We start from the raw sequence: 25,202 nt of genomic DNA on the forward strand, positions 1-25,202 counted from the left end.
AGCTCTACATTATCTAAATGTTCGTGGTCGGTAAAGCCGCGATTGGTTTTTGCTGTGGTTTTATCTCCAAGTTTTGCATTACCCACTGGTTTTAATCCGCCCGTTGCTAAGCGTGGTTTGCCAAATGGGTCGAAGTTGCGCTCGGCTTCTACTTGGCCGTTGTGGTCGGTAAAGACCCGTGCGCTGCCTAAGCGGTCACGGTGGGTGTAGCGGATGGTTGCGCCTTCATTGGTGGTTTGGCTTATAACAGCGATATCGTCGATGTAAGCCCGCCAAGTGGTTTTGCTGCCGTTTATTTCTTCTTCATACAACTTATCGCTGTAATAGATGCTCACACTGCCGTTCACTTGCTTAAAGCGCATATGCTGCGGGCCATACGTGAAGTTCAGGGTTTTACCGTCTTTTTTGATTTGCGTGGGTTTGTCCATCGCGTTATAGGTGGCGCTGGTGAGCCCATCACCTTGGGTCATGTTGCCTCGGGCGTCATAAGCAAAGGTTTTCCAGCTTCCACTACGATAAATTCGTTTTACTGCATTGGGCCCGCCAGTTGTGCCGTTTTCATAATCATACTGCGATGCGTAGTCTGATTTTGATAAGAGGTTACCCACGGCATCATAGCTGTAGTCAATCGTAGTAATGCCATTGACAGCATTACTTTCTAAACGGTGTAATGCGTCATAGTCATAACTTTCGCTAAAGCTGTGCTGGTTACCAATGCTTCCCGTGGTGATATCAACGGCTTTTAAATTACCAAAGCCATCATAGGCTGAGTAATCGACACTCATGATATTGCTGTTATTTTTAGCAATGGTTTTTAAGGTCATCTGGCCATTTTTAGTGCTGTATGCGGTGTTTTCTATTAACCCGTTACCTAGGGTTCCTTGTGTTATATTACCAAACGCATCGTGCTCCGTGATGGCTTTATACACATAACCGTTCGCTGCATTTTTTACCTGTGTTTGATAACCTGCATCATTATAGATGTATTCTAAGGTAAGGTTATTGGGGTAACGCAGCCCTTTTACACGGCCATAATGACTGTCGTAAAAGGTGGTTGTGGTGTAGCTTTTACCACTGCCTGCAATGGTTTGACTGCTTGGCCGACCGCGATTGTCGTAGGTATACGTTTTTGTTACATCATTGCCTGTGGCTTGGTTTAATTGCCCTAAACCATACGTTGCACCATCGTATGTGTAGGTGAGTGTATTTTCACCTGTGGCGGTGCGGCGTGTAACGCGGCCAAGCACATCCGTTACATAACTTACCGCTTTATTCCCTGCGCGGGATTCATATTGCAATTCGCCAAAGCCGTTGTATTGGAAATTAGTGATGCCTTGGTTTGGGTCATTCACTTGTGTTTTTTGCCCCAGTGCATTGTACTTAGCGACGATATTATTACCATTAGCATCTTGAATGATAATGGGTAGGCCTTGATTATTATAGCTGTAACGGGTTACGCCATTATTAGCATCAACCGTTTGCATTAGTTGTTTAAGGCTATTGTACGTGCGCGACATAGCTAACGTAATGCCGTAACAATCTTCGTTCACGGTAATATTGGTTGTAAGGCCTGCATAGTCATAGTCTGTGGTCATATCACCACAGTGTTGCGCCGTTACTTTTTCAATTGCTCGCCCTAATGTATCGTATGCGTAGGTGCTGCCGTATCGGGTGGCATATTCTTTGTAAGGCACTGACTCGAATATTTTATCACCGACACTATTATAAATAACATCGGAGAATACCCAATCACCATTAAACCCTTCTACCGCAGTGCGTAATGTTCGCCCAAGTTTGTCTTGGTAAGTTTTTTGGGTTGGCTGGCCCGCTGCACTTTGCAGCACTTGTAATACCGCATGGGTTGGGGCTTGTTCGTCAGCCACTTGCACAGCAGTATATTGAATAGGCATACCCGCCGTTTGTACACTATAAGGGCGGTTATAGTCATCATAACCATAGTTGGTTATTTGATAATTGCTGCCACTGAGTTGTTGCCTCGTTTGCGTTACCTGCCCCGTTGCTGGGTTGACGTTAGTATAGCTAATATGCCCTTTCGCATTAGTTTGCTTATAAGGGAAGTAGCCGTCGGCAGCCTCGCTGGTGCCATTTTTACTGTACGTGGTTGATGTGGTGCGCGTTTGGTCAACCCAACTGCCACTACTGTTGCGCACTTTCGTTGTTTGGCTAACAGAAAGTGGCAAGCCATAGGCGTTGTGACTGGTCAGTACTGTACTGCCATAACCAGAGCTTGAACCTGCGAGCTGGCTACTGATGAGTACCGTTTGCGGTTGCCTACTTGTGTGGTAATTGCTGTAAGCTGTGGTTAAGCTCGTTGTTTTATCAAGCTCAGCATTGGTGAATGGGTCGCTTGAGTGGCGGTTTGTAATACTGGCTTTCGTCGTCGTTTTGCTGATGAGCTTATTTAACCACCAATTAGACTCACTACTTTCATATACTCTCACTTCGCTTGTTGGATATGTCCCCCAATCATCCGCTACTTGTGTTGACGACGCTGTGACATTGCCGTATTCATCTATCCCGGTGATGTTTTTGTTGGTGCGTGTGAGCTCCGTTTTAGTGCTTAAATCACGCGTTACTTGGGTGGTCGTGCGAGGGTAGACACTGTACACACCCGCTATACTGTGATTGACGTTATCACGCCACTCGGTATTTGAGTAACTTAAGGCCATGCTTTCGCTTGCAGCAGAGCCCAGTAGCCCATCCCCTCGTGTTACATAATCATCACGCGTAAACGTGGCTTGGCGTGTTAATTTACCTTGGTACGGAAAGACTTGTTTAAAATCAGACTGGGTGATCAAACCTCGGCTTACGTCTTCTTCTATTATGCTCTTAAAGCCCATAAAACCACGGCCTTGAGCGTTGTACATCGCATCACGGTATTTATATTGCTTTTCTCTTGTACCACCAATGCCATTACTTTGAGTAAATGAAGCAACACTAAGCATGCTCGATGAGAAATTAAAATAAGGAGTCGTCGAGTTATGATTTGTTACAGAATAAAACTCACCGTTTTCATCATTAAACGAATCACTAGCTAAAGGTTTATATTGCCAATCACTGAGGTGACCGACTCCATTACTAACGGCAGACATAACATCAACTGCTGCATAGTTATAAAGTCCTTGTGCATTTTTTGTAGCTCCTTGAAAGCTACCTAAATTACGGTTTATATAGGGTTTATTTTCAATTGATGAGTCGGTTTTCACTCCGTTGGATAATGAAGAGGTTTCTAAATTCCATTTACAATTAGGCCGCTGACAATCAAACGTTGTGACCACGTCAACTAAACCATCACCAGTTGCATCTATTGCCGCTTTTTGACCTGCTGATGCGATAATATCTGTCGCTTTAATTGATGCTGTGATATTGCCCGCATTTGACTCATCAAAATATATTGCTTCATAGCGGCGTGCTGATACATCCAACTCTTTACCATTAACCGACCTGATATTAAACGCATCGTACCGACCTTGGATTAAACTCCAAAGCCGATTATCACAAAACCAATCTGTGGCTAAAATTTGTCGCCCGCCACTATATCGCCAATTTTCAACCTGTGAACATGCCGATGCCACTACATCCTTTGCAAAAAGCAACTCTTGCTTACCATCACCATCGTAATCCATCGAAAATGTAAAGTTTAAATTTGGTAAATAAATAGTTTCCGGTTCATTAATACTAGCCAAATAACCTACCTGATACATTGGAAGCTTTACAGCTAACCCTTGCCATACAGGATCGAAGTCTCCACCAGTATTCATACGAACAGCCAGAGTCATGTCAACATCCACAGCAAGCCAATCAAGTAAACCATCCCCATTTACATCATGAAATAAGTTCGCTTCACCAACACTATTACTACTAGTTACATCAAGATACCCTGAAAATTGATACTCCGTAATAGTTGATACCCCGCCGTTATTTGGAGATATAAACAGCACTTTATCGGGTATGGCAATATCTGGAACTAGCCCACTGTTTTGATAAAGAATAAAATCACTTGTTCCGTTACCATCTAAATCACCTAAAGATTGAATATCCACATAGTTAACAGTGCCTCTATTGCCTCCCGCTACAGCATCGGCGATGAGTACTTGGCTGTTAGCGGTTGTAAATGGTCGACTCGTATTTTTGGTGTTAAAGAATATGGTTATCTTCGCTCGCCATTTAACACCATCATCTACTTGTCTAACAACAATATCAGGCCACCCATCACCATTGAAATCATCTATTGCTAATGGCTCATCACTGTAATGTGTTCTTGATATTTCAGTATTTATCCATGATGAAGAACCTGCGTATTTAATTTTAAATAGCCCGTTACTCCCCCACCCACCTGAAAGTGAAAAAGCATCTGAGCGACCATCAAGATTGAAGTCTCCTTCTAAACAGCGTACTCCTGACGCCCCTATAGGAGAAAAACAATACCCAAGCGTATCACTTTGGTCGTTTATGATTTCACCTTCAGCATTGGCTGAAAGACCCAATTGTTCAGGCGAGCCATCACTATTAATATCTACACTTGGCCAATCTCGAACACCATCACCATTACCATCACCTCTTGGAATTATTTTGCTAATATAAGGTTGAGTCAGCATTTCAACTGTATTATTACCACTTTGAAATTCGAGCGGCTCAAAACTATATTGTGGCTGACTTTCTAACCAAGAAAACTCAGTTTTTGGTAGGCAAGCAAATAAATTACATTGAGTAATATCTCGCAATAAACTTCGTTGATTAGACAAGCTATTTTGATAACTTAATCCATAACGCCACACAAGCTCATTACCATAAAAAGTGCTAATTTCATTCAAAGTCTTTGTTGACGAAAAAGTCCCTTTTGCAAGATAGTTTGTGCGTCTGTCAGAACGATTGATATAACTAAAAGAAACATATCGATTACCTCTAGTGTCCGATGATGCCCCCGTATAGTAAATATCTGTTAACAACTTCTCCCCTACACCAAACTCTTCATATTCATAATGAATATAATTCTTCGCAGTCGCATCATGTTGATATTCAATCAACCACGAATACGCCGCACTTTTGCCACCATGTACTAGCCTCGATTCAGCCGTTTTACCAAAATACGCGACTCTGCCATTTTTATATTCAGCTTTAAACCAGGTTGATGTGCCATTGAGATAGCCGCTTTGCGTAACACGTACAAAAGAGTCAATTTCTGTACGATATTCTGCTCCAGAACTACCATACGTACCTGACTCTACAACCAAGCGTTGACCATCTAAACATAAACGATCATTACTATTATATTGCGGGTTTTGGGTAAAATTATCTTGCGCGTAAGTAGCTGCACAACGTGTAATGCTTGAACCTGCTGATAACGACCAGCCAACACCAGCAATGCCATTGCCGTTGCGCGATGAGTAATTTAATGATACGTCAGGCTGCATACCAGCTCGCCCTGGAGGGAGTTCAATGGGGATATGGTAAGTCGCTGCACCACCACTTACACCTGCCTGACCTTTAATCGTTCCTATATTGCTAGTAGTTGGTTCTAATGCTTCAATAAATGCTCCATCTGAGGGTTGATTACTAGTTATCTCTGAAAAAGCAGATGATTCGTAAAAGTTATAATCTCGATGAACTATATTACTATCAACCCATCCGGCTTTTGAAGCTTTTGCACAGACACGTATGTCACTCGAAATTGAAAACCCTGAAGAGTAATTTTCCCAGTCGGAATTCGTACAGCTTTGAGTTTGTGGAATCAACTTGTATTTTAATGTCGTACTTTGAGGAGAAACTAAGGTAATTAATGACTCTGAACCTAATGATGCTGTTTCAGGGTAAAGGGTCGGTGAGTTTAGTTTAACTTGAAAATCAGCAAAGCTGATTTGACTATCAATTTGGCCCGGTTTTGTTGCTTTGGCACACACTCTCTTAGGAGACGATAATAATAGTGAACTATTATAAGTAGCCCAATTTCCATCAGTGCAAGCTTCATTTAAAGAAACTAACTTATACTTAACAGTCCCACCAATGCTAGATAGAGAAATCCTATTCAATGGTTCTATAACACCACCATTTGGAGAAATAGTAACTTGATTGAGTCTTGAGAGGCTTGGGGTTTCAACATAACGACTATAAACATTCTTTCCAGTTGAAAAGTCAACTTCGACAGCTCTTATTCTAAATTTGAAAGGGCCATCGCCCTGATAAGGGTACTTGTATGTATAACTAGACCATTGAGCTTCAAGCGTTGTAAAGAATGAAGAATTGGGAATAGATTTTTGAATTTCAAACTTCACATTCGAATTTGAACTTCCGGATATTGGTGTAAGAGTGATAGAGGTTGCACCACATAAAAGCCCGCAATCAGCAAGTGTTGATACTGAGTTTTGTGACGACTCTGCCGCACTTAAGCTAAAAGGTAAAGGGCTAGGATCTACAGGAGGGTAAATACTGTCACCTGGATCGAAATCATATTTCCAAGTTATGTAAATTATTCCCTGATTTTCAGTTACACTGACATTATTTGGTACAGGCAGAATAGATATAGCCGAAAATGACGCATTAGAAAAGAGAAAGATTAATGAAATAATCAACCTTGATAGTACTTTATTATTGCTTTTCAAGAGGTTTTCCCTACCTAAATAAAAACAATAAATTAACAAAAACACTCAAAAAAATCAACTACTCGCGCAACCAAACAGAAACTAACAACTTAAAATAACAGTTTAGCAACCTAAATATACATTTTGTTCGATATTTTCACTTAAAAGTAGGGAAAATAATGAATCAGGTCTTCCGCACCCATTTTAAGAATAAATTCTCCGGTACACATCACTGAATCAATTTGTCTAATCGATAAACTTTTCATAAAAGCTTAAAAAAGCCCACACAAAATTGCATGGGCTTTAAATATAAAAGCGCCCGAACTGCTGGGCGCTTACATTGTTGAATTAATTTTTTAAACCAAATTGTTACTGATTTACAACGCTTTTCAGTGGATTCACTGGCTGGGCGTTTTCGTCTAATAAGTTCATATCAAAATCGAACTCATCAACACGAATCGCGCGTTCACGTTTTTTGTTGTAATCAATCAGTTTAGCGTATTCTTCTTCAGTAATTACATTTGCAACAAGTGCATTATCAAGAGTAAGTGCAAAACGAATAGCTGGTTTGATTGTTTTAGCACGCAAGGCTTTTTTCACTTTTGCGAGTAACTCTAAACAGCCCATTTTAGCTAAGTAAGCTTGCTCGTTGATGTAATGACCATCACCTTTTACAGGCTTAACTAAATGCGTAATTTGCTTTTTAAAGGCAGTATCAAGCTGTGCTTGCTCTGCTAATTCGCGAATTAAGTCATCGCTAATTTTTGGCATTTTAGTCGAATAGTTCATGGTAATAAAACGCATAAACTTACGTGTGCCACTTGCAGGGAAGTTGTCTAAAAACTTATGCAATGCTTGTTCGGCGCTTTGTAATGCAAAACGTGTTGCGTAGTGGAAGTAAGGCGCTGCTTGCTCGCGTTCACTGCTTGCTACTTTTTGCTCATAATATTTAATTGATGCCATCGCCGCATATAAGAAGCTCATTACATCGCCTAAACGGGCTGATAGCATTTCCGCTTGTTTAAGTTTACCGCCAAGTACCAATAACGAGAAATCTGCATAGACTGCTAATTTAGCTGATAATTTATGAGCTGCTTTTTCATATTCACGTACTTCTGGCAGTGGTGAATTAGCACCTGCTGTAAATGGTAATACGCCTAAACGAAATGCACGTAAGCTGTTTGCTACGCTATAACCGACTGTTTTACGTAAAATACGGTTAAATTCTTTATCCGCGTTTTTATCTTCGCTGTGAATTGATTCAACCATAGATTGTAAATATGGGTGACAACGCATTACACCTTGACCAAAGATCATCAGATTACGGGTAAGAATGTTTGCACCTTCCACCGTGATGGCAATTGGCTGTGCAACATAGCCACTTGCTAACGTATTTTGCGGGCCATTTTGAATCGCTTTACCGGCTTGAATATCCATTGCTGAGTCAAGCACGTCGCGGCCAATTTCAGTCATGTGATATTTTGCAATTGCCGTCACAACTGACGGTTTTAAGCCCATCCCTAAACCTTCGGTGGTTAGTACACGCATTGCTTCTTGTAGGTAGGTTTTACCAGCAATATCAGCGAGTTTTTCTTGAATACCTTCAAACTGACCAATCGCTAAACCAAATTGTTCACGTACCGCGGCGTACTCTGAAGCACCTTTAAAGGCCACTTGTGAAGAACTCACACCTAATGCCGGTAATGAAATACCACGGCCAGCGCCTAAGCAGCTAACCAGCATTTGCCAACCACGGCCGATGTTCTTTTGCCCACCAATGATAAAGTCCATTGGTACAAATACTTTGTTACCACGTGTAGTACCGTTGTAAAAACGAATGCCCATAGGATCATGGCGATTACCAAGTTCAACACCTGGGTGCTCTTTTGGAATAAGTGCACAGGTAATACCGAGGTTTTCTTTACCGCCTAGTAAACCATTTGGATCCACTACTTTAAATGCTAAACCAAGCACAGTGGCAATCGGTGCTAGGGTGATATAGCGTTTGTCCCAAGTGATCTCAAGGCCAAGTACTTCTTCGCCGTTGTACATGCCTTTAGTCACTGTGCCTAGATCTGGAATACCGCCGGCATCAGAACCAGCCTCAGGGCTAGTGAGAGCAAAACATGGAATATCACGGCCATTCGCTAGGCGTGGTAAATAATGCGCTTGTTGCTCTTTAGTACCAAAGTGCAGTAGCAACTCACCAGGACCTAATGAGTTAGGTACCATAACCGTTACTGCAACCGCAGAACTTTTAGTGGCGATTGTGCCAACAATAGTAGAGTTTGCGTAAGGGCTAAACTCTAAGCCACCGAATGATTTAGGAATGATCAGTGAAAAGAAACGTTCTTTTTTCAGAAAATCTAAAATGTATTCGGGTAAGTGGATACCGTTTTGGATCTCAGTGTCATCGATCATACCCAATAGTTCTTGTAATGGGCCATTGATAAATGCTTGTTCATCTGCGCTTAAAACTGCGGCAGATACTGCACGTAAAGCGTCAAAATCTGGCTTACCTTGGTAGATAGAGCCTTCTAACCACACATCACCCGCATCGAGGGCTTCTTGTTCAGTGATAGAAATAGTTGGTAATACTTTTTTTAATTTTGTGCGTAAACTCATGATTAACTCATCCGACCAGATAATAATACCTACATTACGTCATAAAAATCAGATTAGATCAATTGCTCTAAGCAAATTTTTAACAGTTTTTTCAATTTATTTTTCTTGGGGAAATCTAAGCTATTGAATAAAAAGAGCTAACACTTGTACGCTGAACAGTATTTAGTTGATTTTTTTTTACTAAAAAACACTAAAATAATTGAGCCTCAGCAACAACAGAAACAAAATGAGGGAAAACAAAGATACGTTAAAGTTTCTGCAAGGGAGTAGTGTTAGCCTATCGACTGTTAACTAACCACTGTAAATTACCACTAAAAGTCGGCTAATTTGCCATTACACAGTTTTATTAATGTATTTGGATCAAGTGCAATTTCAAGGCCACGTTTACCAGCGCTTACATAGATAATATTAAACTGCTTTGCACTACTATGGAGGTAAGTTGCTAAACGCTTTTTTTGTCCAAGTGGGCTTACGCCACCGAGAATATAACCGGTGCTATTTTCGACTTTTTGCGCAGCTGCCAGCTGCACTTTTTTAGCCCCACAGGCTTTCGCTAACAGCTTTAAATTAACTTGCTGCGTTACCGGTGTGATTGCCACAATTAACTGCTGCGCGTTCGTTTCAAGTACTAAGGTTTTAAATACTTGCTCTGCGGGTAAGGCTAACTTTTCAACCGCTTCTAAGCCAAAACTGTGTGCGTTTGCATCATGCTCATAACTGAGTACCTCAAAGGGGACTCGGTGTTTTTTTAACAGCTGTGTTGCTGGTGTCATAATTATCCCTAACGAATTGTAAGCTGTTTAACGTTAGCAAAAAAAGAGTACCAAGATACTCTTTTTTAACAATTAATGTGTTAGCTAAATAATATTCACAACGGGGATCAAACGGCTCTTAGCAGCCATTTTGTTGCCATAGATACGCATAGAGCTGACGGCTAAGGCAACCACAACAGCGCAGCCAAGTAGCCAAAATGCCGAGAACATCGGTGCTTGCTTAAAGTTACCCACTTGATACACCACTGAAGCCGTTATATAAGCAAGGCCCGTTGACCAGGTTGCCACAAATAGCATCCATTTCATTCCTGCTTCACGGTACATAGCGCCCATTACGGCCACACATGGAGTGTACAACAGCACAAATACCAAATAACTAAATGCTGCCAGTTGGCTACTGAATAAGTTTTCCATGGTAGTAAAAGTAGCAATATTCACTTCTTGATCAATCGCAGCGCTGCTTTGATCACTCACAACCGTAACATTTAAACCCAGCGGATCGAGTAAGTTGGCAAACACATCGGTTAAATTAGCTGGAATGCTGGCAAACGCCTCTTCGACTTTATCGATAACATTAACATCGTCGCTATCCGTAGCAGCTACGCCATCTAAATTAGCATATAAGCTGTCTAAGGTACCTACCACGGCCTCTTTAGCAAATACCCCAGTAAATATCCCCACAGTTGCAGGCCAATTATCTTGCTCTACCCCGATAGGAGCAAACACCGGCGTTGCCACTTTAGATATTTCGCTGAGCATTGATTTATCTGTATTATCATTACCAAAGGTTAAATCGGTGCCGATTGAGCTTAATATTTTTAAAATTACAAACACCACAATAATGGTTTTACCCGCGCGTAAAGAAAAGCTTTTTAACCGCTCCCACGCTTTGTAAAGCACGCCTTTTGCGGTTGGCATATGATACGCTGGCAACTCTAAAATAAACGGCGTTAACGTGGGTGTGAATAAAGTATTTTTCAGCACTAAGCCGGTTAATACCGCCATCACAATACCCAATATATACAAGGCGAACACTAAGTTTTGCCCATTAGTAGTAAAAAAGGCAGCCACAAATAGCGCATACACACTTAAGCGCGCGCCACACGACATAAACGGTGACATCGCTATCGTTAGTAAACGATCTTTATGAGTTTCTAAGGTTCGTGTTGCCATCACCGAGGGCACATTGCAGCCAAACCCCACAATCAATGGTACAAACGCTTTACCGGGTAGGCCAATGGCGCGCATTAACCTATCCATAATAAATGCAGCTCGCGCCATGTAGCCTGAGTCTTCAATAAAGGCTAAACAAAAGTATAAAAAGCCAATCACCGGAATAAAGGTAGCGACAAGTTGAATACCACCGCCTAAACCGTCGGCCAGTAAAGCGCGAAGCCAATCAGGTGAACCTAATGAGCTAAGCAGCTGGCCAAAGCCATCAACTAAAATAGCGCCTACGGCGATATCAAAAAAATCTATAAACGCCCCACCAACATTAACCGCAATGGTAAACATTAAGTACATGATCGCTAAAAAAATCGGAATGCCTAAAAAGCGGTTGATCACAACAGCATCAATTTTATCGCTGATCGTTTCACTGGCAATGCCTTTGGCATTTTGAGTCAGTTCAGCGAGCTGCTGGGCAAACTCATAACGGCCATTGGCAAACAATACGTCTAGTTGATGATGGTCGGCAAATTGTGAAAATTCAGCTTCAGCCACTGATAAGGTCTGTTGATCAGCATAACCAAAACAGCTTTCATCTTGCTCTAATAATCGCAGTGCAAGCCACTGACTATCAACGTTTGCTAAAGGCGCGCTGTGCGCCGCTAAGCTGGCAGTGATGTTGTTGACCGCTCGCGTTACCTTTTCATCATAACTTGGCTGCTGTGCAGATACCTTTTTAAATTTTAAGCCCTGTGCAATACAGTCTTTTAAGGCACTGATATCTTTTTTATTATTCGCACTTAGGGCAATTACAGGGCATCCAAGGCGTTTTTCAAGTGCTTGAGGATCGGTTGTTAAACCATTGCGCTTTGCTACATCCACCATGTTTAATACCACGACCAGTGGTACTTTCATCTCCAGTAACTGGGCTGTGAGGTATAAATTACGCTCAAGGTTTGATGCATCAATAATATTAATGATCAGTTGTGATTCACCACTGAGGGCATAATCGCGGGCAATTTTTTCATCCAACGGGGTTTGGGCATTAACATCCAACGAATAAGTGCCTGGTAAATCCACTAAATCAACATGCTGATCGGCCACTTTAAATTGACCAATTTTTTTGTCGATAGTCACACCTGACCAATTACCTACTTTTTGTTTGCTGCCGGTTAACGCATTGAAGAGTGTGGTTTTACCACAATTAGGGTTGCCGATAACGGCAATGTTTGGATTCATACTGCGAGTTCCAAATTAATTGATTTTGCTTCGGCTTTGCGAAGGCTCAGCACAGTGCCACGAACTTTGACAATCATAGGATCGCCAAACGGAGAAAAGCGTAATACATGAACAGGAGCACCCGGCGTTAAACCCATAGCAAGTAATTTTTGCCGTAACAAACTCGCATTGGGATCAATGCTTACTACAGAGCCGTGTTGGCCTATTACTAATTTGTCGAGCGTTACCATGCCATTTCATTTCACTAAATACATCAATGGCGCTGATTTTACGCCGATTATTCAATCATGCAAGTGAGACTAATTATCATATCGATAAGCATACTAAATAAAACGACAAAGACACATAATACCAATCGTGTTAAGTTACTGACCATTTATAGCGACAGATAAATGGAGTGATAACAAGGCATAAATTTTGACATGTATTGTTCTACTTAAAAAAATTATAACGCAGTTAGCGCTTTATTTAGCTCGCTAGAATGGTTAAATATTTAAGTCGATTGGTATAATTACCTATTTTTGTTAGTCAATAAAAAATGGCGCCATTTGGCGCCATTTTTATGTTAAATAACTAAGTATTACTTGGTTAGGTCATCAAAGAACTTTTTTACACCATCAAAAAAGCCTTTTTCTTTTGGACGGTTTTTAGAACCATCCTTACCCATGCTAACTTCAAGCTCTTCAAGTAGCTCACGCTGACGTTCATTTAAGTTAACCGGTGTTTCAATTACTACTTTACAAATTAAATCACCAACAGCACCACTGCGTACAGACTTAACGCCTTTACCACGCATCCGGAACATTTTCCCGGTTTGGCTTTCAGTTGGGATCTTTAACTTAGCACGGCCATCAAGTGTTGGTACTTCAATTTCGCCACCTAACGCTGCTGTGGTAAAGCCAATTGGCACTTCACAGTATAAGTTATTGCCATCTCGCTCAAAGATGCGATGCTCACGTACAGATACTTGCACGTACAAATCACCGGCAGGAGCGCCATGCGCACCAGCTTCACCTTCACCTGACAAACGAATACGGTCGCCAGTGTCAACGCCTGCTGGAATTTTAACTGATAAAGTTTTAGTTTTCTCAACGCGGCCCTGACCGTGACAGCTATTACATGGATCAGAAATAATCTGACCTGTACCCTGACAAGTTGGGCACGTTTGTTGTACAGCGAAGAAACCTTGGCGCATTTGCACTTGCCCTGCACCATGACAGGTCGTACATGTTTTCGGTTTAGAACCCGCTTTAGCACCACTGCCATCACATGGTGAACAACTCACCCAGGTTGGCACTTTAATTTCAACTTCTTTACCACGAACCGCTTCTTCCAAGCTTAAGTCCATGTTGTAACGTAAATCGGCACCGCGTTGCTGACGTGATTGACGACGACCACCGCCACCAAAAATATCACCGAACACATCACCAAAAATATCACCAAAATCACCTTGACCGTGGCCACCATGATGACCACCACCACCACCACCTTGTTCAAATGCGGCATGACCATATTGATCGTACATCTGGCGCTTTTGCTCACTAGTGAGTATTTCGTAAGCTTCTTTTACTTCTTTGAACTTAGTTTCAAGTTCTTTATCGCCTGCGGTACGGTCTGGATGATATTTCATCGCTAAGCGTTTATACGCTTTTTTAATGTCTCTTTCGCTGGCATCTTTTGCCACACCAAGGACTTCATAATAATCGCGTTTTGACATATCTATCACACTACTCTTTTTGCTACTGCAGCATTGCTGCGGATAAACCGATAAATCGTATCGATTTACCATTAATTTTTAAAGCTATTGCCTGCAAGTCTTTACATGCAAAAGGCGCGTCAAGCTTGTGCCTGCGCGCCTAAGTTGTTCATCCTAACTTAAATTACGATATCAGTCATCGTGTTTTCAGTTAGGCGAAGCGCTAGTAACAATTACTTGTCGTCTTTCACTTCTTCAAACTCTGCATCAACTACATCATCGTCTTGCTTAGTAGATTGTTGCTGCTTTGCATCACCTTCGCCACCGGCTTGTTGAGCTTTAGCTTGTGCAATTTCCATTAATTTTTGTGACTTTTCAGCTAGAGCTTGAGTTTTAGCTTCAATCTCTTCTTTGTTGTCACTCTTAATGGCAGCTTCTAAATCTACAACGGCAGCTTCGATAGCTTCTTTATCTTCACTTGGCAGTGCGTCGCCAGCTTCTTCAATTTGCTTACGCGTACCGTGAACCAACGCATCTGCTTGGTTACGAGCTGCAACTAGCTGTTCGAACTTTTTATCATCTTCTGCGTGCGCTTCTGCATCACGAACCATTTTTTCAACTTCTTCATCGCTTAAACCTGAAGATGCTTGAATCGTGATCTTTTGCTCTTTACCTGTATCTTTATCTTTTGCTGATACATGTAAGATACCGTCCGCGTCCACATCGAACGTTACTTCGATTTGTGGTGTACCACGTTGTGCAGGGCGAATACCTTCTAGGTTAAATTGACCCAGAGATTTATTGTCGCTAGCACGTTTACGCTCACCTTGTAGTACGTGGATCGTTACCGCAGCTTGGTTATCTTCAGCCGTTGAGAATGTTTGCGATTTCTTAGTTGGGATCGTGGTGTTTTTCTCAATTAGTGCCGTCATAACAGAACCCATTGTCTCAATACCAAGAGACAGTGGTGAAACGTCTAGTAATAGTACATCTTTAACGTCACCAGCTAGTACACCACCTTGAATCGCGGCACCTACGGCTACGGCTTCATCAGGGTTAACATCTTTACGCGGTTCTTTACCAAAAAACTCTGTTACTGTTTTTTGCACTAGTGGCATACGTGTTTGACCACCGACAAGGATGATGTCGTTGATGTCACTTACTGATAAATCAGCATCAGCTAGCGCACGTTTAAGTGGTTCAATTGACTTAAGTACTAAGTCTTCAACAAGTGACTCAAGCTTCGCACGTGTTAGTTTCACGTTCATGTGCTTAGGACCTGTTGCATCAGCGGTTACATACGGAAGGTTTACTTCTGTAGATTGTGCTGATGAAAGTTCAATTTTTGCTTTTTCTGCTGCTTCTTTTACACGTTGCATTGCAAGTGGATCAGTTTTTAAATCTAAACCTTGATCTTTCTTGAATTCAGCAACTAAGTAGTTGATAACACGGTTATCGAAATCTTCACCACCTAAGTGAGTGTCACCGTTGGTAGCAAGTACTTCAAATGTGTGCTCGCCTTCAACTTCATCAATTTCAATGATTGATAAATCGAAAGTACCGCCACCTAAGTCGTATACTGCAACGATGTTTTCGCCTTTGTTTTTGTCCATGCCGTATGCAAGTGCAGCAGCCGTTGGCTCATTAATGATACGTTTAACTTCAAGGCCCGCGATACGACCAGCATCTTTGGTTGCTTGACGTTGTGAGTCATTAAAGTATGCAGGAACGGTGATAACTGCTTCAGTTACTGGTTCACCTAAGAAGTCTTCAGCAGTTTTCTTCATTTTTTTCAATACTTCGGCTGAAATCTGTGGTGCAGCGCGTTTTTCGCCGCCCGCTTCAACCCATGCATCGCCATTATCTGCTTTGATAATTTTAAAAGGCATAATGCCGATATCGCGTTGTACTTCTTCGTCTTCAAAACGACGACCAATTAAACGCTTAATCGCAAATAATGTATTGGTTGGGTTTGTCACTGCTTGACGTTTAGCAGGTTGACCAACAAGTGTTTCACCATCTTGCGTATACGCAATAATTGATGGTGTAGTGCGATCGCCTTCCGCGTTTTCAATTACGCGTGCTTTGCCGCCATCTAGTACTGCAACACAAGAGTTAGTAGTACCTAAATCGATTCCAATAATTTTACCCATGAAACTTCTCCAACTTCAAAATTCGTTAATACGTTCGATGACTAGTAAATAGGGATGCCACAAACTTAATTCAACTGTAAAAATGAAAAAAAACTGTTTTTTTGCAATTTATTTTGCAAATAACCCTAATTAATGTGTGGATTGTCGTTTTTTGCATCATTAGAGGCCATTTCACAATCTGGTCTGATGAGTTTTTATGTGTTATAAAATCACTAATAAATAAAAAATGGCTCAAAGGATCACCATGCATTTTGATCAACTATTACAGCAAGCGGCACTGATAGGTCAGCTTCCCCTTCCCGAACAAGCTCACGCAACGATGCGATTTCCTGCTAACTGGTGCCAAGGTCGCACGGCTTTCGGCGGTTTATCTGCCTCACTACTTTATCAAGCAATGCGTCAGCAAATAGCACCAAGTCGTCGTTTACTCTCTATTAGTACGAACTTTGTGGGACCTTTATTAGCGGATACTGATTTCTCACTTATAATCGAAGTGTTACGCGAAGGGAAAAGTAGTACTCAGGTATTGGCAAAAGCAGTGCAAAATAATCAAGTGAGTGTGGTTGTACAAGCATGTTTTGCAAAATCACGCGATTCCGCAATCAATGTGCCGGTTACAAAAGCGATGAGTCTGAAACCTGTCAATGAACGTTACATTTTGCCATTTCAAGCTGGGGCAATGCCGGAATTTTTTCAACATGTTGATTTATGCCCACAACAAGGCAGCATGCCGTTTACTGCGGCTCAAACATCACACTTAGGCGGCTGGATGAAATTAAAACAATCACCAGCGCAGCTTAGTGAAGCCCATATCATTGCACTTACCGATGCATGGCCACCGACTTTATTACAAATGTTTAGTCAACCCGCCCCCGCTAGTAGCATGTCGTGGTATTTAGAGTTTGTACAAACACCGCAGTTGGCCGCAGGCGAGTGGCTTGGTTTTGAAGCAATAACTCACCACTGCAAAGATGGCTACGGGTTAGAAGATGGCAGTATTTGGTCACAATCTGGAGAATTACTGGCGCTTACTCGGCAAACAGTTGCCCTATTCGATTGAGTTTGGGGTAACAAGCTGAGTATATTCACTCCCATCAAAGGCCATAATTTTACTGTATTCGCCATTTTCAATGATATGGGCCAGCCCCATATCAAAAATCTCTTGTAGCACTTTACTGGTAAAATAAGCCGGACGAGGTGCTTCAGGAAATATTGGGTGAATTGTGATAGGTTGAATTGGATGGGTTGCTTTGTATTGCTGTAAATAATATAAAAATACCCGCTTTTCCAATACGACTACATCAACCCACTCTTTCATTAACTGATCAACTTGAGCTGCTTGATAAACCACTTCTTCATAAGAGCGTAATTTAGTCGTTAATGCTTTAAATGGCGCAGGGAGAAATTCGGTGGCATTTTGAAAAGCAACCACACTCTTGCCAGAAAGGTCATACACGCTATTAATTTTAAAATTATTCTTCTTTAAACTAATAGCGACATTTTGATAAGCCAATAAACTCTGACTTGAATAAATCGCAGAGTTGGTAGCCCCTGCATAGTTCATTGCAATATCCACGTCCATTTTTTCAAGCGACTGCCCTGCTCGCTTGTTAGACATGTACACAATATCGAGATTGGTGACACCTTGATCTTTAAACGCAGATTTTAAAATCTGCAATTGTAAACCAGTGTCGTCGTCGCTAAATACATAAGGTGGTAAAGATGGGCTTACCGCAACCGTGATCCTATCGCTAGGCTTAGGCGCAGTTAGGCTCATGGCAAGTCCACTGTATAAAATTAAATAAATCGCTATAAAATACTTCATTTAACCTCTCTGAATCTATGCTTTTTACTAATTGCAAAACTGCATAACGGCATTCTTATTAGGCTAGTCTAGTTAATCCAATCTCGCATTTGTATTTACCCTTTAATTGATGCAAACTTGGTTTAAATTACTTCTCTCATGGCGACTAATTTGCAAACTGCCTGCCCTCATTGTGATCTTATAATTGACATTCCGCACATAGTTGCAAAACAAATGGCCGTCTGTCCACATTGCCACAGTAAACTCTGCGCAGCAAATATAAATTATGATAGTCGCATTGTAGCACTTAGTATCAGTGCGTTACTGATGCTACTAAGTAGCATGTTTTACCCCTTTATTTCATTTAGCAGTAATGGCATAACACAGACTATTACTTTGCCCGATGCTGCACGGATCTTATTTAATTACGACAGTGATTTGCTAGGCCTGTTTATCGATATCAGCATCATTGGCTTACCCATGATGTTACTCGCCATGCTTATTCCACTGCATTTAGGGGTGTTAAAAGTACTGCCACACACGATTGCCAGACGCTTACTTAAGTTTGCGTTAGCGCTGGAGCCATGGATCATGTCTGAGATATTTTTGATTGGTGTATTGGTCAGCATGGTAAAAATAATGTCGCTTGCGGACATTAGCTTTGGCGTTAGTTTTTGGGCTTATGTCGCGTTTGTGATCCTCTATATTAGCGCGTTAGCTCATCTAAACAGAGCCAGGTTATGGGACCAAATTCAGCCGCAAGCTAAAATTGCCGCAGCAAAACTGCCCTACCGCGCAATAGATAATGATATTCGTGCCTGCCATGTCTGCCATCAACTCAGTGAAGGCGAATATTGTTCACGTTGTAATAGCAAAACCCATGTCCGTAACCCTCACAGCGTACAAAAAGCCGTGGCTTGGTTGCTGACATCAATTGCCTGTTATATTCCAGCCAATTTATTACCCATCATGTACACCACCAGTCTTGGCGATGAATCTCCCTCAACCTTAATTGGTGGGGTAATAACACTGTGGCAAGCCGGCTCCTACCCAATTGCATTAATCATTTTTTTAGCAAGCGTAGTAGTACCGCTTGCGAAAGCACTGATTTTAACGTTTTTATGCTTGTTGGTAAGTAAACCCGCCAATCGCCAAACAAAAGGCTATACAAGAGTTTATCAATTAACTGAATTTATTGGTAAATGGTCCATGATCGATGTATTTGTTGTCGCAATTCTAGTAGCCTTAGTGCAACTTGGTAATTTAATGTCAGTAACGCCAGGTTTAGGTACTGTATTTTTTACTATCATGGTGATTTGCCAAATGTTGGCTGCACACGCGTTTGATCCTCGGCTATTATGGGATTCGCCAAACAATGATAAAAAGACCATAAATTAGAGAAACAGCATGAGCGAAACGGCTAATATAAAAAAAGAACCCATTATTTCTGCGATTTGGATCATACCGGTTATAGCGTTGCTGGTTGGTGCGTGGATGCTTTACCAATACCAAGCTAATAAAGGCGCAACCATTTATATTTCAATGCCTCATGCTGAAGGTATTGTGGCAGGAAAAACAGAAATAAAAGTACGCAGCGTGAAAATCGGCCAAATTGATCATGTTCGCCTTTCTGATACCAAAAACAGTGTTATTGCCCGAGCCCAAATTGATAAACATTATGACGGCTTACTAACCGAAGATGCCAACATTTGGGTCGTTAAACCACGTATTGATGAAACCGGGATCAGTGGTATGAGCACCTTACTTTCAGGGGTGTATTTAGAGTTCTCGCCCGGTGAAAGTAGCAAAACAAAAGACTATTTTAAATTACAAGAAGAGCCAGCACTGATTGATAAAGATGTCAAAGGCGGACGCTTTTCATTACTCAGTTATGATGCTGAAGTGATGGATGTCAGCACCGGTATCTTTTTTAAGAATTATAAAATTGGTCAGGTTGAAACAGCCACATTTGATTGGCAAAACCAAGCAATGAAGTACGGTATTTTCATCAACGAACCTTATCAAAACCTGATCACCTTAAACTCTATCTTCTGGGTTAATACCGGTGTTGAAATTGATTTATCTGCCGATGGCATTAATGTAAAAACAGGTTCGTTAAGCCGGTTATTAAAAGGCGGGATCTCGGTTGGCTTACCTGAGCAACAGTCACCGGGTGATTTTGCCCAAGAAGGTCATAACTTTTCCCTTAGTAATAGCTACAAAGATGCCCTAGAAGAGCGTTTTTATGATTTTGATTATTACTTAATCGAGTTTGAGCAGTCTATTCGAGGCTTACGTGCTGGCGCCCCAGTTGAATATCGAGGCATGCGCGTAGGCACAGTGGTGGAAGCACCCGCACAGGTGATCGTCGATGGTAAACCCGCTCACTTTAGAACCGATAATACCGCAGTACCCGCTTTGATAAAAATAGAGTATGGCCGTATTTACCACAACAATGCGTCAGCCAAAGAATTTTGGCAAAGTAGTGTTGATGGTTGGATCAAAAATGGCATGCGCGCCTCTTTGAAACCAGGCAACTTGCTCACTGGTGCCGTGTATGTCGATTTTGATATCTACCACGATGCGCCTGCAGCGAAGTTAGAAACACTGTCGCAATATCAAGTATTTCCGAGTGTTTCCAGTGGCATCACCGTATTAGCAGATCAAGTTTCGGATGTGTTAAATAAAGTAAATAATTTAAAAATTGAAGACAGCTTAGCGCAAATTGATGCTGCGTTTGCTGATTACCAAGCGCTGGCGAATGAAATGCGTACATTGTTAAGCAAACAAGATACGCAAAATTTACCTGGGGACATTAATCGTAATTTTGCGGAAATGACCAAAAGCATGCAGCAATTTGATGTCACCATGAAACAGTTTGAAAAAACCATGGCCAGTTATCAACAAGGCTCCTCATTACATCACCAGTTACAACAAACGCTTTCAGAGTTTAAACGCTTAAGTGAGGAGCTACAGCCACTCTCGCGTGGCTTGAATGAGCAACCTAATATGTTTATTTTTGATAAATCACTGCCAGGCGATCCAACACCGAGGAAACAATAATGCGCACATTTTTACGACTACAATTTTTTGCTGTTATCGCCGTGGTGTTATTATCAGGGTGCAGCCAATCACTTAATGCACCGGTTGAATATTATCAGTTTGAACAAACCATAAAACCAATGCAACGCACTAGCACTGACACATCAGCGCAATTGCGCGTTAGTACTGTCAGTTTACGTGGTGCCTTGAATAACCGTGGTATTGCCATGAAACTGGACAACAACCAAGTTAACGCCGCAAACTATCACTTATGGAGCGAAGCCCCAGATCAAATGCTCACCGCCAGTGCTCATCAAGTACTTTTTACCGCCCTTGATGACTGGATGGTAGTCACAGGATTGCCGGTGATCACCGCTAAAGATCAGCAAAGTTATTATGAATTAGAATATGAACTTCATCATTTTAATGGTGATAGTCAAGGTAATGCGGATATTTCTGGTCTCTGGCGTCTGTATTATACGTCGTTTGAAAAGGGCCGCTCTTTAACAGCAATTCATTATTTTAGTGAGGTTAACCCGTTAATTGCTGATGATTACGAAGGCCTTGTCGCCAGTTTAGAGCTAAACTGGCAGAATATTAATAAACAAGTCGCCGCGACCCTCAGTGCGCTTAGTCACGAATAAACACCACTAAAGCAGTGCTATCATTATTCAGCACTGCTTTACCGTATGCTGTAAAGCCGAGTTTATTTAATAACTTATGCGACAATTTATTGTCAACATCAGCTATCGCGGCAATCTGTGGAAATTTACCTTGGTAAACACTTAATAATTTTGCAGCCGCTTCATAGGCAAAGCCCTGTCCAGTGTATTGCTCTAAAAATGCAAAACCTATGTCAGGCACTGCTAATGCTGCTCGTTGAAATAAACCGACCATACCAATTGCAACACCCAGTTTATTTGCCACAATATACGGGCCAAAGCCCTGTTGTTGGTGGCCATCAATAAAGGTTTTTTGTAAATATTCCTCAGCCTGTTGTTTAGTGTAAATACCTTTATCAGCAATGTAACGATAAAAACTCGGCTGGTTTAATAAACTAAGAATAAATGGCGCATCACTTAGCTGGCCATGGCGAATAACTAACCGTTTCGTATTCATATCTCGTTTTCCACTTAATGAGTGCTATTAGTCGTGCAGGCAGCTAGATTAAAATGCGGCACTATCAACTGTGCCACTGTAATTTAAACACGCAGTGACTCTATGTTGTTGCACCTTGGAAAGCTCAGACAATTTATAATAGCGGTGTTCTAAATGCTCATCACTGAGTGTGATCACAGCATCTTTTAACAAGCTTACTCTAAAAATAAAAGCATGAGAATTAAACGCTTTATGGTAATAAATACCTGTTAAGTGTTCAATTTTTACCGCACAGCCAAGCTCTTCTTGGCATTCGCGCAGCAAGGCTTGATGCACTGTTTCACCCACATCTAACGCGCCACCAGGTAATCCCCAACTTTGCTCACCATAACTTGCTTTTAACTGCAAAATCTCACCACTTGCATTGGTGATCACTGCATGGGCACTGAGGCGATAAAAATCTGTAAATGCCATATTTCCCCCTAAGTTAATAATCTTAAACAATAACAAAAAGCCCCGCAATTGCGAGGCTTAAAAATTATGGCGCACTGTTAACACCTAAGCATGGCTAACTTTCACTACCTGCTTACCGGTAAAGCCACCAGCAATTTGCTTATTAAGCGCCTGTGAAATGCTGCTGGCGTTAAATTCAACTTCACTGATCTGCGGTATTTTGATACTGCCACTGGCTAAATTATCTAACAATAAATTACCCATAAAACTCATTTTTTGCTGAGCACATAAACTGTTTGCCAACCACGCACCACCTAACGAGACAATACCGATATTAGGTGCACGCCTGAACATTAACTCTTGTTCAAACTTAGGCAATGGGTTTAAACAGGCAATACGACCACAAAAACGCATTAATTCAACATTGCGAACCGTGGTTTCCCCGCCAATAGAATCAAGCACCGCATCAAAGCCTTGCGGCCCGAGCTCTTTGCGGATTTTATCGCTAAGCTTTTTATCGCTGTAATCAAACACCATATCAGCACCCAATTGCTTAACCAGTTTATGATTACGTTTACTTGCAGTGGTAAATACTGTCGCGCCGCGTTGTTTGGCAAATTGGATCGCAAACTGGCCAACGGCACCGGCACCGGCTTCAATTAGAAGAGAGTCGCCTTCTGTTAATTGCAGTTTATCTAGGGCTACTAATGCCGACATACCTGCACAGGGTAATGTCGCAGCTTGCTGTAATGTAACGCTGTCAGGAATTTGCGACACAGCAAAGTTAGGCACTTTCGCGTATTGTGATAACACGCCTTGTTCCCCAATATTACCATGCCACATTACCCGCGCACCAACACCTGGAAATACTCCCTTAACGGCTTTAACCACCACGCCCACAGCATCAAGGCCTAAGATGTGAGGATATTGCCATTTACAAAAACCGTGCTTTGCAAAACACGCATCAACCGGGTTTAACGCAACATACTCAACTTTGATCAGCAGTTCATTGTCTACGACATCAGGCACCGGTAATTCAAGCTCAGATAGATGTATCTGTTCATTAGGTTCAAGTAACGCAATCGCACGCATTGTGGCGGGGATTGTTGATAAAAGATCAGTATGTGGCATTAAAAACTCAACTTAGCTTAATTAACTAACGCATAACTCCAACGTCCATTAAATACTTGGTAAGTGTCTACTTTAGCAAGTAATGATGAAATCGTTGAGTCAATTGCATTTTCCTGCGCTATTAAAACATCCTGTCGCGCATCTAACAACTCTAAGTAGGGTATTTGCCCTTCTTGATACATTGCCTGCGCTTGTAAAAAGGCATTATTTGCAAACTTATAGCGCTGTTCGGCATAGCTTTGTTGTTGACTTTGTTTGACTAATAGCTGCAATGAAAGTTCACTCTGTGCCATTGCATTCAATACCACTTGTTGGTATTGACTATAAGCCGCTTCACTCAAGTACTGCTGCGCATCACGTTGTGCAAGTAACGCAGGGTAACTTAACAGTGACCACTGGATCTGTGGCGCAACTTGCCATTGCTGTGCGGTATCTGAGAGTTGATTGTTTCCCAAACTCAGCACTCCTGCAAATGCAGTTAAACTGATGTCTGGCAACAATGCTTTACTCGCAGCCACGCTTAATGAATTAGCTTGGCTAAATTCAAATAATGCTTGGCTAATATCAGGGCGCAGTGCAATGGCATCACTGGGGGTTGCCAAACTTACCGTAAACGCATGTTCAAATACGCTTTGTTCATCAACCAGACTTAGATCGCCAGGTAACTGCCCAGTTAATGTCGCAAGCGTCGCTAAATCACGAAATTGTGCATATTCAATTTCTGGTAACAAGGCTTGCTGTTGCTTTAATTGTGCCAAGGTGCGGTTTAAATCAAGCTCATTAGCGACGCCTTCTTCAACCCTAGCTCGCAGCACCGCAATGCTTTGCTGTAATGCTTCAATTTGTAATTCAATGATCTGCTGTTTTTGCTTATTGCCTTGAAAGCTGACAAACCCTTTTACCACAGAACTAACAACTTCAATATGCAAAGCGCGCAGCTGCTGCGCTTGGCTCATCGCGCCTGCATTTGCAGCATCAACAAGCGCGGTGATCTTGCCAAACAAATCGAGTTGCCAATCAAGGTTCACATTGGCCGCTGATTGACGCGTATTCACATCACCAATACTTGCGCGAGTGGCGTCAACGGCCACTCCCCCTTGCGGTAAGTACTGGGCTTTTTGCCCGCCTAAACGGGCAAGTGCACTTTTCAGCTGCAACTGACTAGTATGCAAATCATGATTATTAGCGCGAGCACTCATCACTAAATTATTGAGTTGGCTTGAATTTAATTGCTGCCACCAGTTAAGTTCGTCTTGACCTTGTAACTGTGCAGCGATCTGCGTTTGCGCAACAAACTCTTGCAATTGAGTTTGGTACTGCTGCTCATCAATTTTGCTCGCACAGCCCGTTAATAAACTCGCAACAACAAGAGCGGTTAATTTATAGTTACTCATTAATTTGCTCCTGCGTAGTCTCTTTACG

The 25,202-nt window shown here is 41.8% G+C and carries 16 protein-coding genes; 4 read left to right on the forward strand and 12 right to left on the reverse strand.

Annotated elements, in window-relative coordinates; all coding sequences use genetic code 11:
- The 7 genes from ENH88_RS10820 to dnaK all read right to left on the reverse strand — a co-directional run.
- Positions 1-6,620: SpvB/TcaC N-terminal domain-containing protein (locus ENH88_RS10820; protein WP_304182255.1), on the reverse strand; the 6,620-nt coding region annotated here is incomplete at its 3' end.
- Between the two features lie 348 nt (positions 6,621-6,968).
- Positions 6,969-9,224: an acyl-CoA dehydrogenase gene (locus ENH88_RS10825; RefSeq protein ID WP_304182256.1), complete on the reverse strand. Its 2,256-nt coding sequence runs from the start codon at positions 9,222-9,224 to the stop codon at positions 6,969-6,971.
- Between the two features lie 311 nt (positions 9,225-9,535).
- Positions 9,536-9,997 (reverse strand): Cys-tRNA(Pro) deacylase, encoded by a 462-nt coding sequence (gene ybaK / locus ENH88_RS10830; protein ID WP_304182257.1) that lies wholly within the window; start codon positions 9,995-9,997, stop codon positions 9,536-9,538.
- An 84-nt stretch (positions 9,998-10,081) separates the two neighbouring features.
- Positions 10,082-12,403 (reverse strand): Fe(2+) transporter permease subunit FeoB, encoded by a 2,322-nt coding sequence (gene feoB, locus ENH88_RS10835; protein WP_304182258.1) that lies wholly within the window; start codon positions 12,401-12,403, stop codon positions 10,082-10,084.
- Complete coding sequence (locus ENH88_RS10840; RefSeq protein ID WP_304182259.1) at positions 12,400-12,633, reverse strand: FeoA family protein; 234 nt, start codon at positions 12,631-12,633, stop codon at positions 12,400-12,402. The genes feoB and ENH88_RS10840 overlap by 4 nt, the downstream gene beginning before the upstream one ends.
- Positions 12,634-12,983: 350 nt before the next feature.
- Positions 12,984-14,120: a molecular chaperone DnaJ gene (gene dnaJ, locus ENH88_RS10845; RefSeq protein WP_304182260.1), complete on the reverse strand. Its 1,137-nt coding sequence runs from the start codon at positions 14,118-14,120 to the stop codon at positions 12,984-12,986.
- A gap of 212 nt (positions 14,121-14,332) precedes the next feature.
- Complete coding sequence (gene dnaK, locus ENH88_RS10850) at positions 14,333-16,252, reverse strand: molecular chaperone DnaK (protein ID WP_304182261.1); 1,920 nt, start codon at positions 16,250-16,252, stop codon at positions 14,333-14,335.
- Between the two features lie 244 nt (positions 16,253-16,496).
- Between dnaK and ENH88_RS10855 the strand changes: the two genes are divergently transcribed.
- Positions 16,497-17,312: an acyl-CoA thioesterase gene (locus tag ENH88_RS10855; RefSeq protein ID WP_304182262.1), complete on the forward strand. Its 816-nt coding sequence runs from the start codon at positions 16,497-16,499 to the stop codon at positions 17,310-17,312.
- On the opposite strand, the gene ENH88_RS10860 is transcribed toward ENH88_RS10855, so the two are convergent.
- Positions 17,301-18,077 carry a substrate-binding periplasmic protein gene (locus ENH88_RS10860; RefSeq protein ID WP_304182263.1) on the reverse strand — a complete coding sequence of 259 codons (777 nt, stop codon included), beginning with the start codon at positions 18,075-18,077 and terminating at the stop codon, positions 17,301-17,303. The two genes, ENH88_RS10855 and ENH88_RS10860, sit on opposite strands and share 12 nt — an antisense overlap.
- Before the next feature lie 150 nt (positions 18,078-18,227).
- On the opposite strand from ENH88_RS10860, the gene ENH88_RS10865 reads away from it, so the two are divergent.
- From ENH88_RS10865 to ENH88_RS10875, 3 genes are read left to right on the forward strand one after another with little or no spacing between them, the layout of a single operon-like run.
- Positions 18,228-19,454, forward strand: a complete 1,227-nt coding sequence (locus tag ENH88_RS10865; protein ID WP_304182270.1) for a PqiA/YebS family transporter subunit — start codon at positions 18,228-18,230, stop codon at positions 19,452-19,454.
- A gap of 9 nt (positions 19,455-19,463) precedes the next feature.
- The gene (gene pqiB / locus ENH88_RS10870; protein WP_304182264.1) at positions 19,464-21,119 is read left to right on the forward strand and encodes an intermembrane transport protein PqiB; all 1,656 of its coding nucleotides are present in this window, start codon (positions 19,464-19,466) and stop codon (positions 21,117-21,119) included.
- Positions 21,119-21,742, forward strand: coding sequence for a PqiC family protein (locus ENH88_RS10875; RefSeq protein WP_304182265.1), 624 nt, complete (start codon positions 21,119-21,121; stop codon positions 21,740-21,742). The genes pqiB and ENH88_RS10875 overlap by 1 nt, the downstream gene beginning before the upstream one ends.
- Here ENH88_RS10875 and ENH88_RS10880 read toward each other — a convergent pair.
- The 4 genes from ENH88_RS10880 to ENH88_RS10895 all read right to left on the reverse strand — a co-directional run bounded on the left by ENH88_RS10880 (position 21,729) and on the right by ENH88_RS10895 (position 25,174).
- A complete protein-coding gene (locus ENH88_RS10880; protein ID WP_304182266.1) occupies positions 21,729-22,217 on the reverse strand; it encodes a GNAT family N-acetyltransferase in 489 nt (162 codons plus the stop codon). The two genes, ENH88_RS10875 and ENH88_RS10880, sit on opposite strands and share 14 nt — an antisense overlap.
- A gap of 48 nt (positions 22,218-22,265) precedes the next feature.
- Positions 22,266-22,670, reverse strand: a complete 405-nt coding sequence (locus ENH88_RS10885) for an NUDIX hydrolase (RefSeq protein WP_304182267.1) — start codon at positions 22,668-22,670, stop codon at positions 22,266-22,268.
- Positions 22,671-22,754: 84 nt separating this feature from the next.
- Positions 22,755-23,780, reverse strand: coding sequence for a zinc-binding dehydrogenase (locus ENH88_RS10890; RefSeq protein ID WP_304182268.1), 1,026 nt, complete (start codon positions 23,778-23,780; stop codon positions 22,755-22,757).
- 17 nt (positions 23,781-23,797) lie between these two features.
- Positions 23,798-25,174, reverse strand: a complete 1,377-nt coding sequence (locus ENH88_RS10895; RefSeq protein WP_304182269.1) for a TolC family protein — start codon at positions 25,172-25,174, stop codon at positions 23,798-23,800.
- Between the last annotated feature and the right edge of the window lie 28 nt (positions 25,175-25,202).

Source organism: Pseudoalteromonas prydzensis (genome assembly GCF_011050055.1).
Classification (GTDB): domain Bacteria; phylum Pseudomonadota; class Gammaproteobacteria; order Enterobacterales; family Alteromonadaceae; genus Pseudoalteromonas; species Pseudoalteromonas prydzensis_A.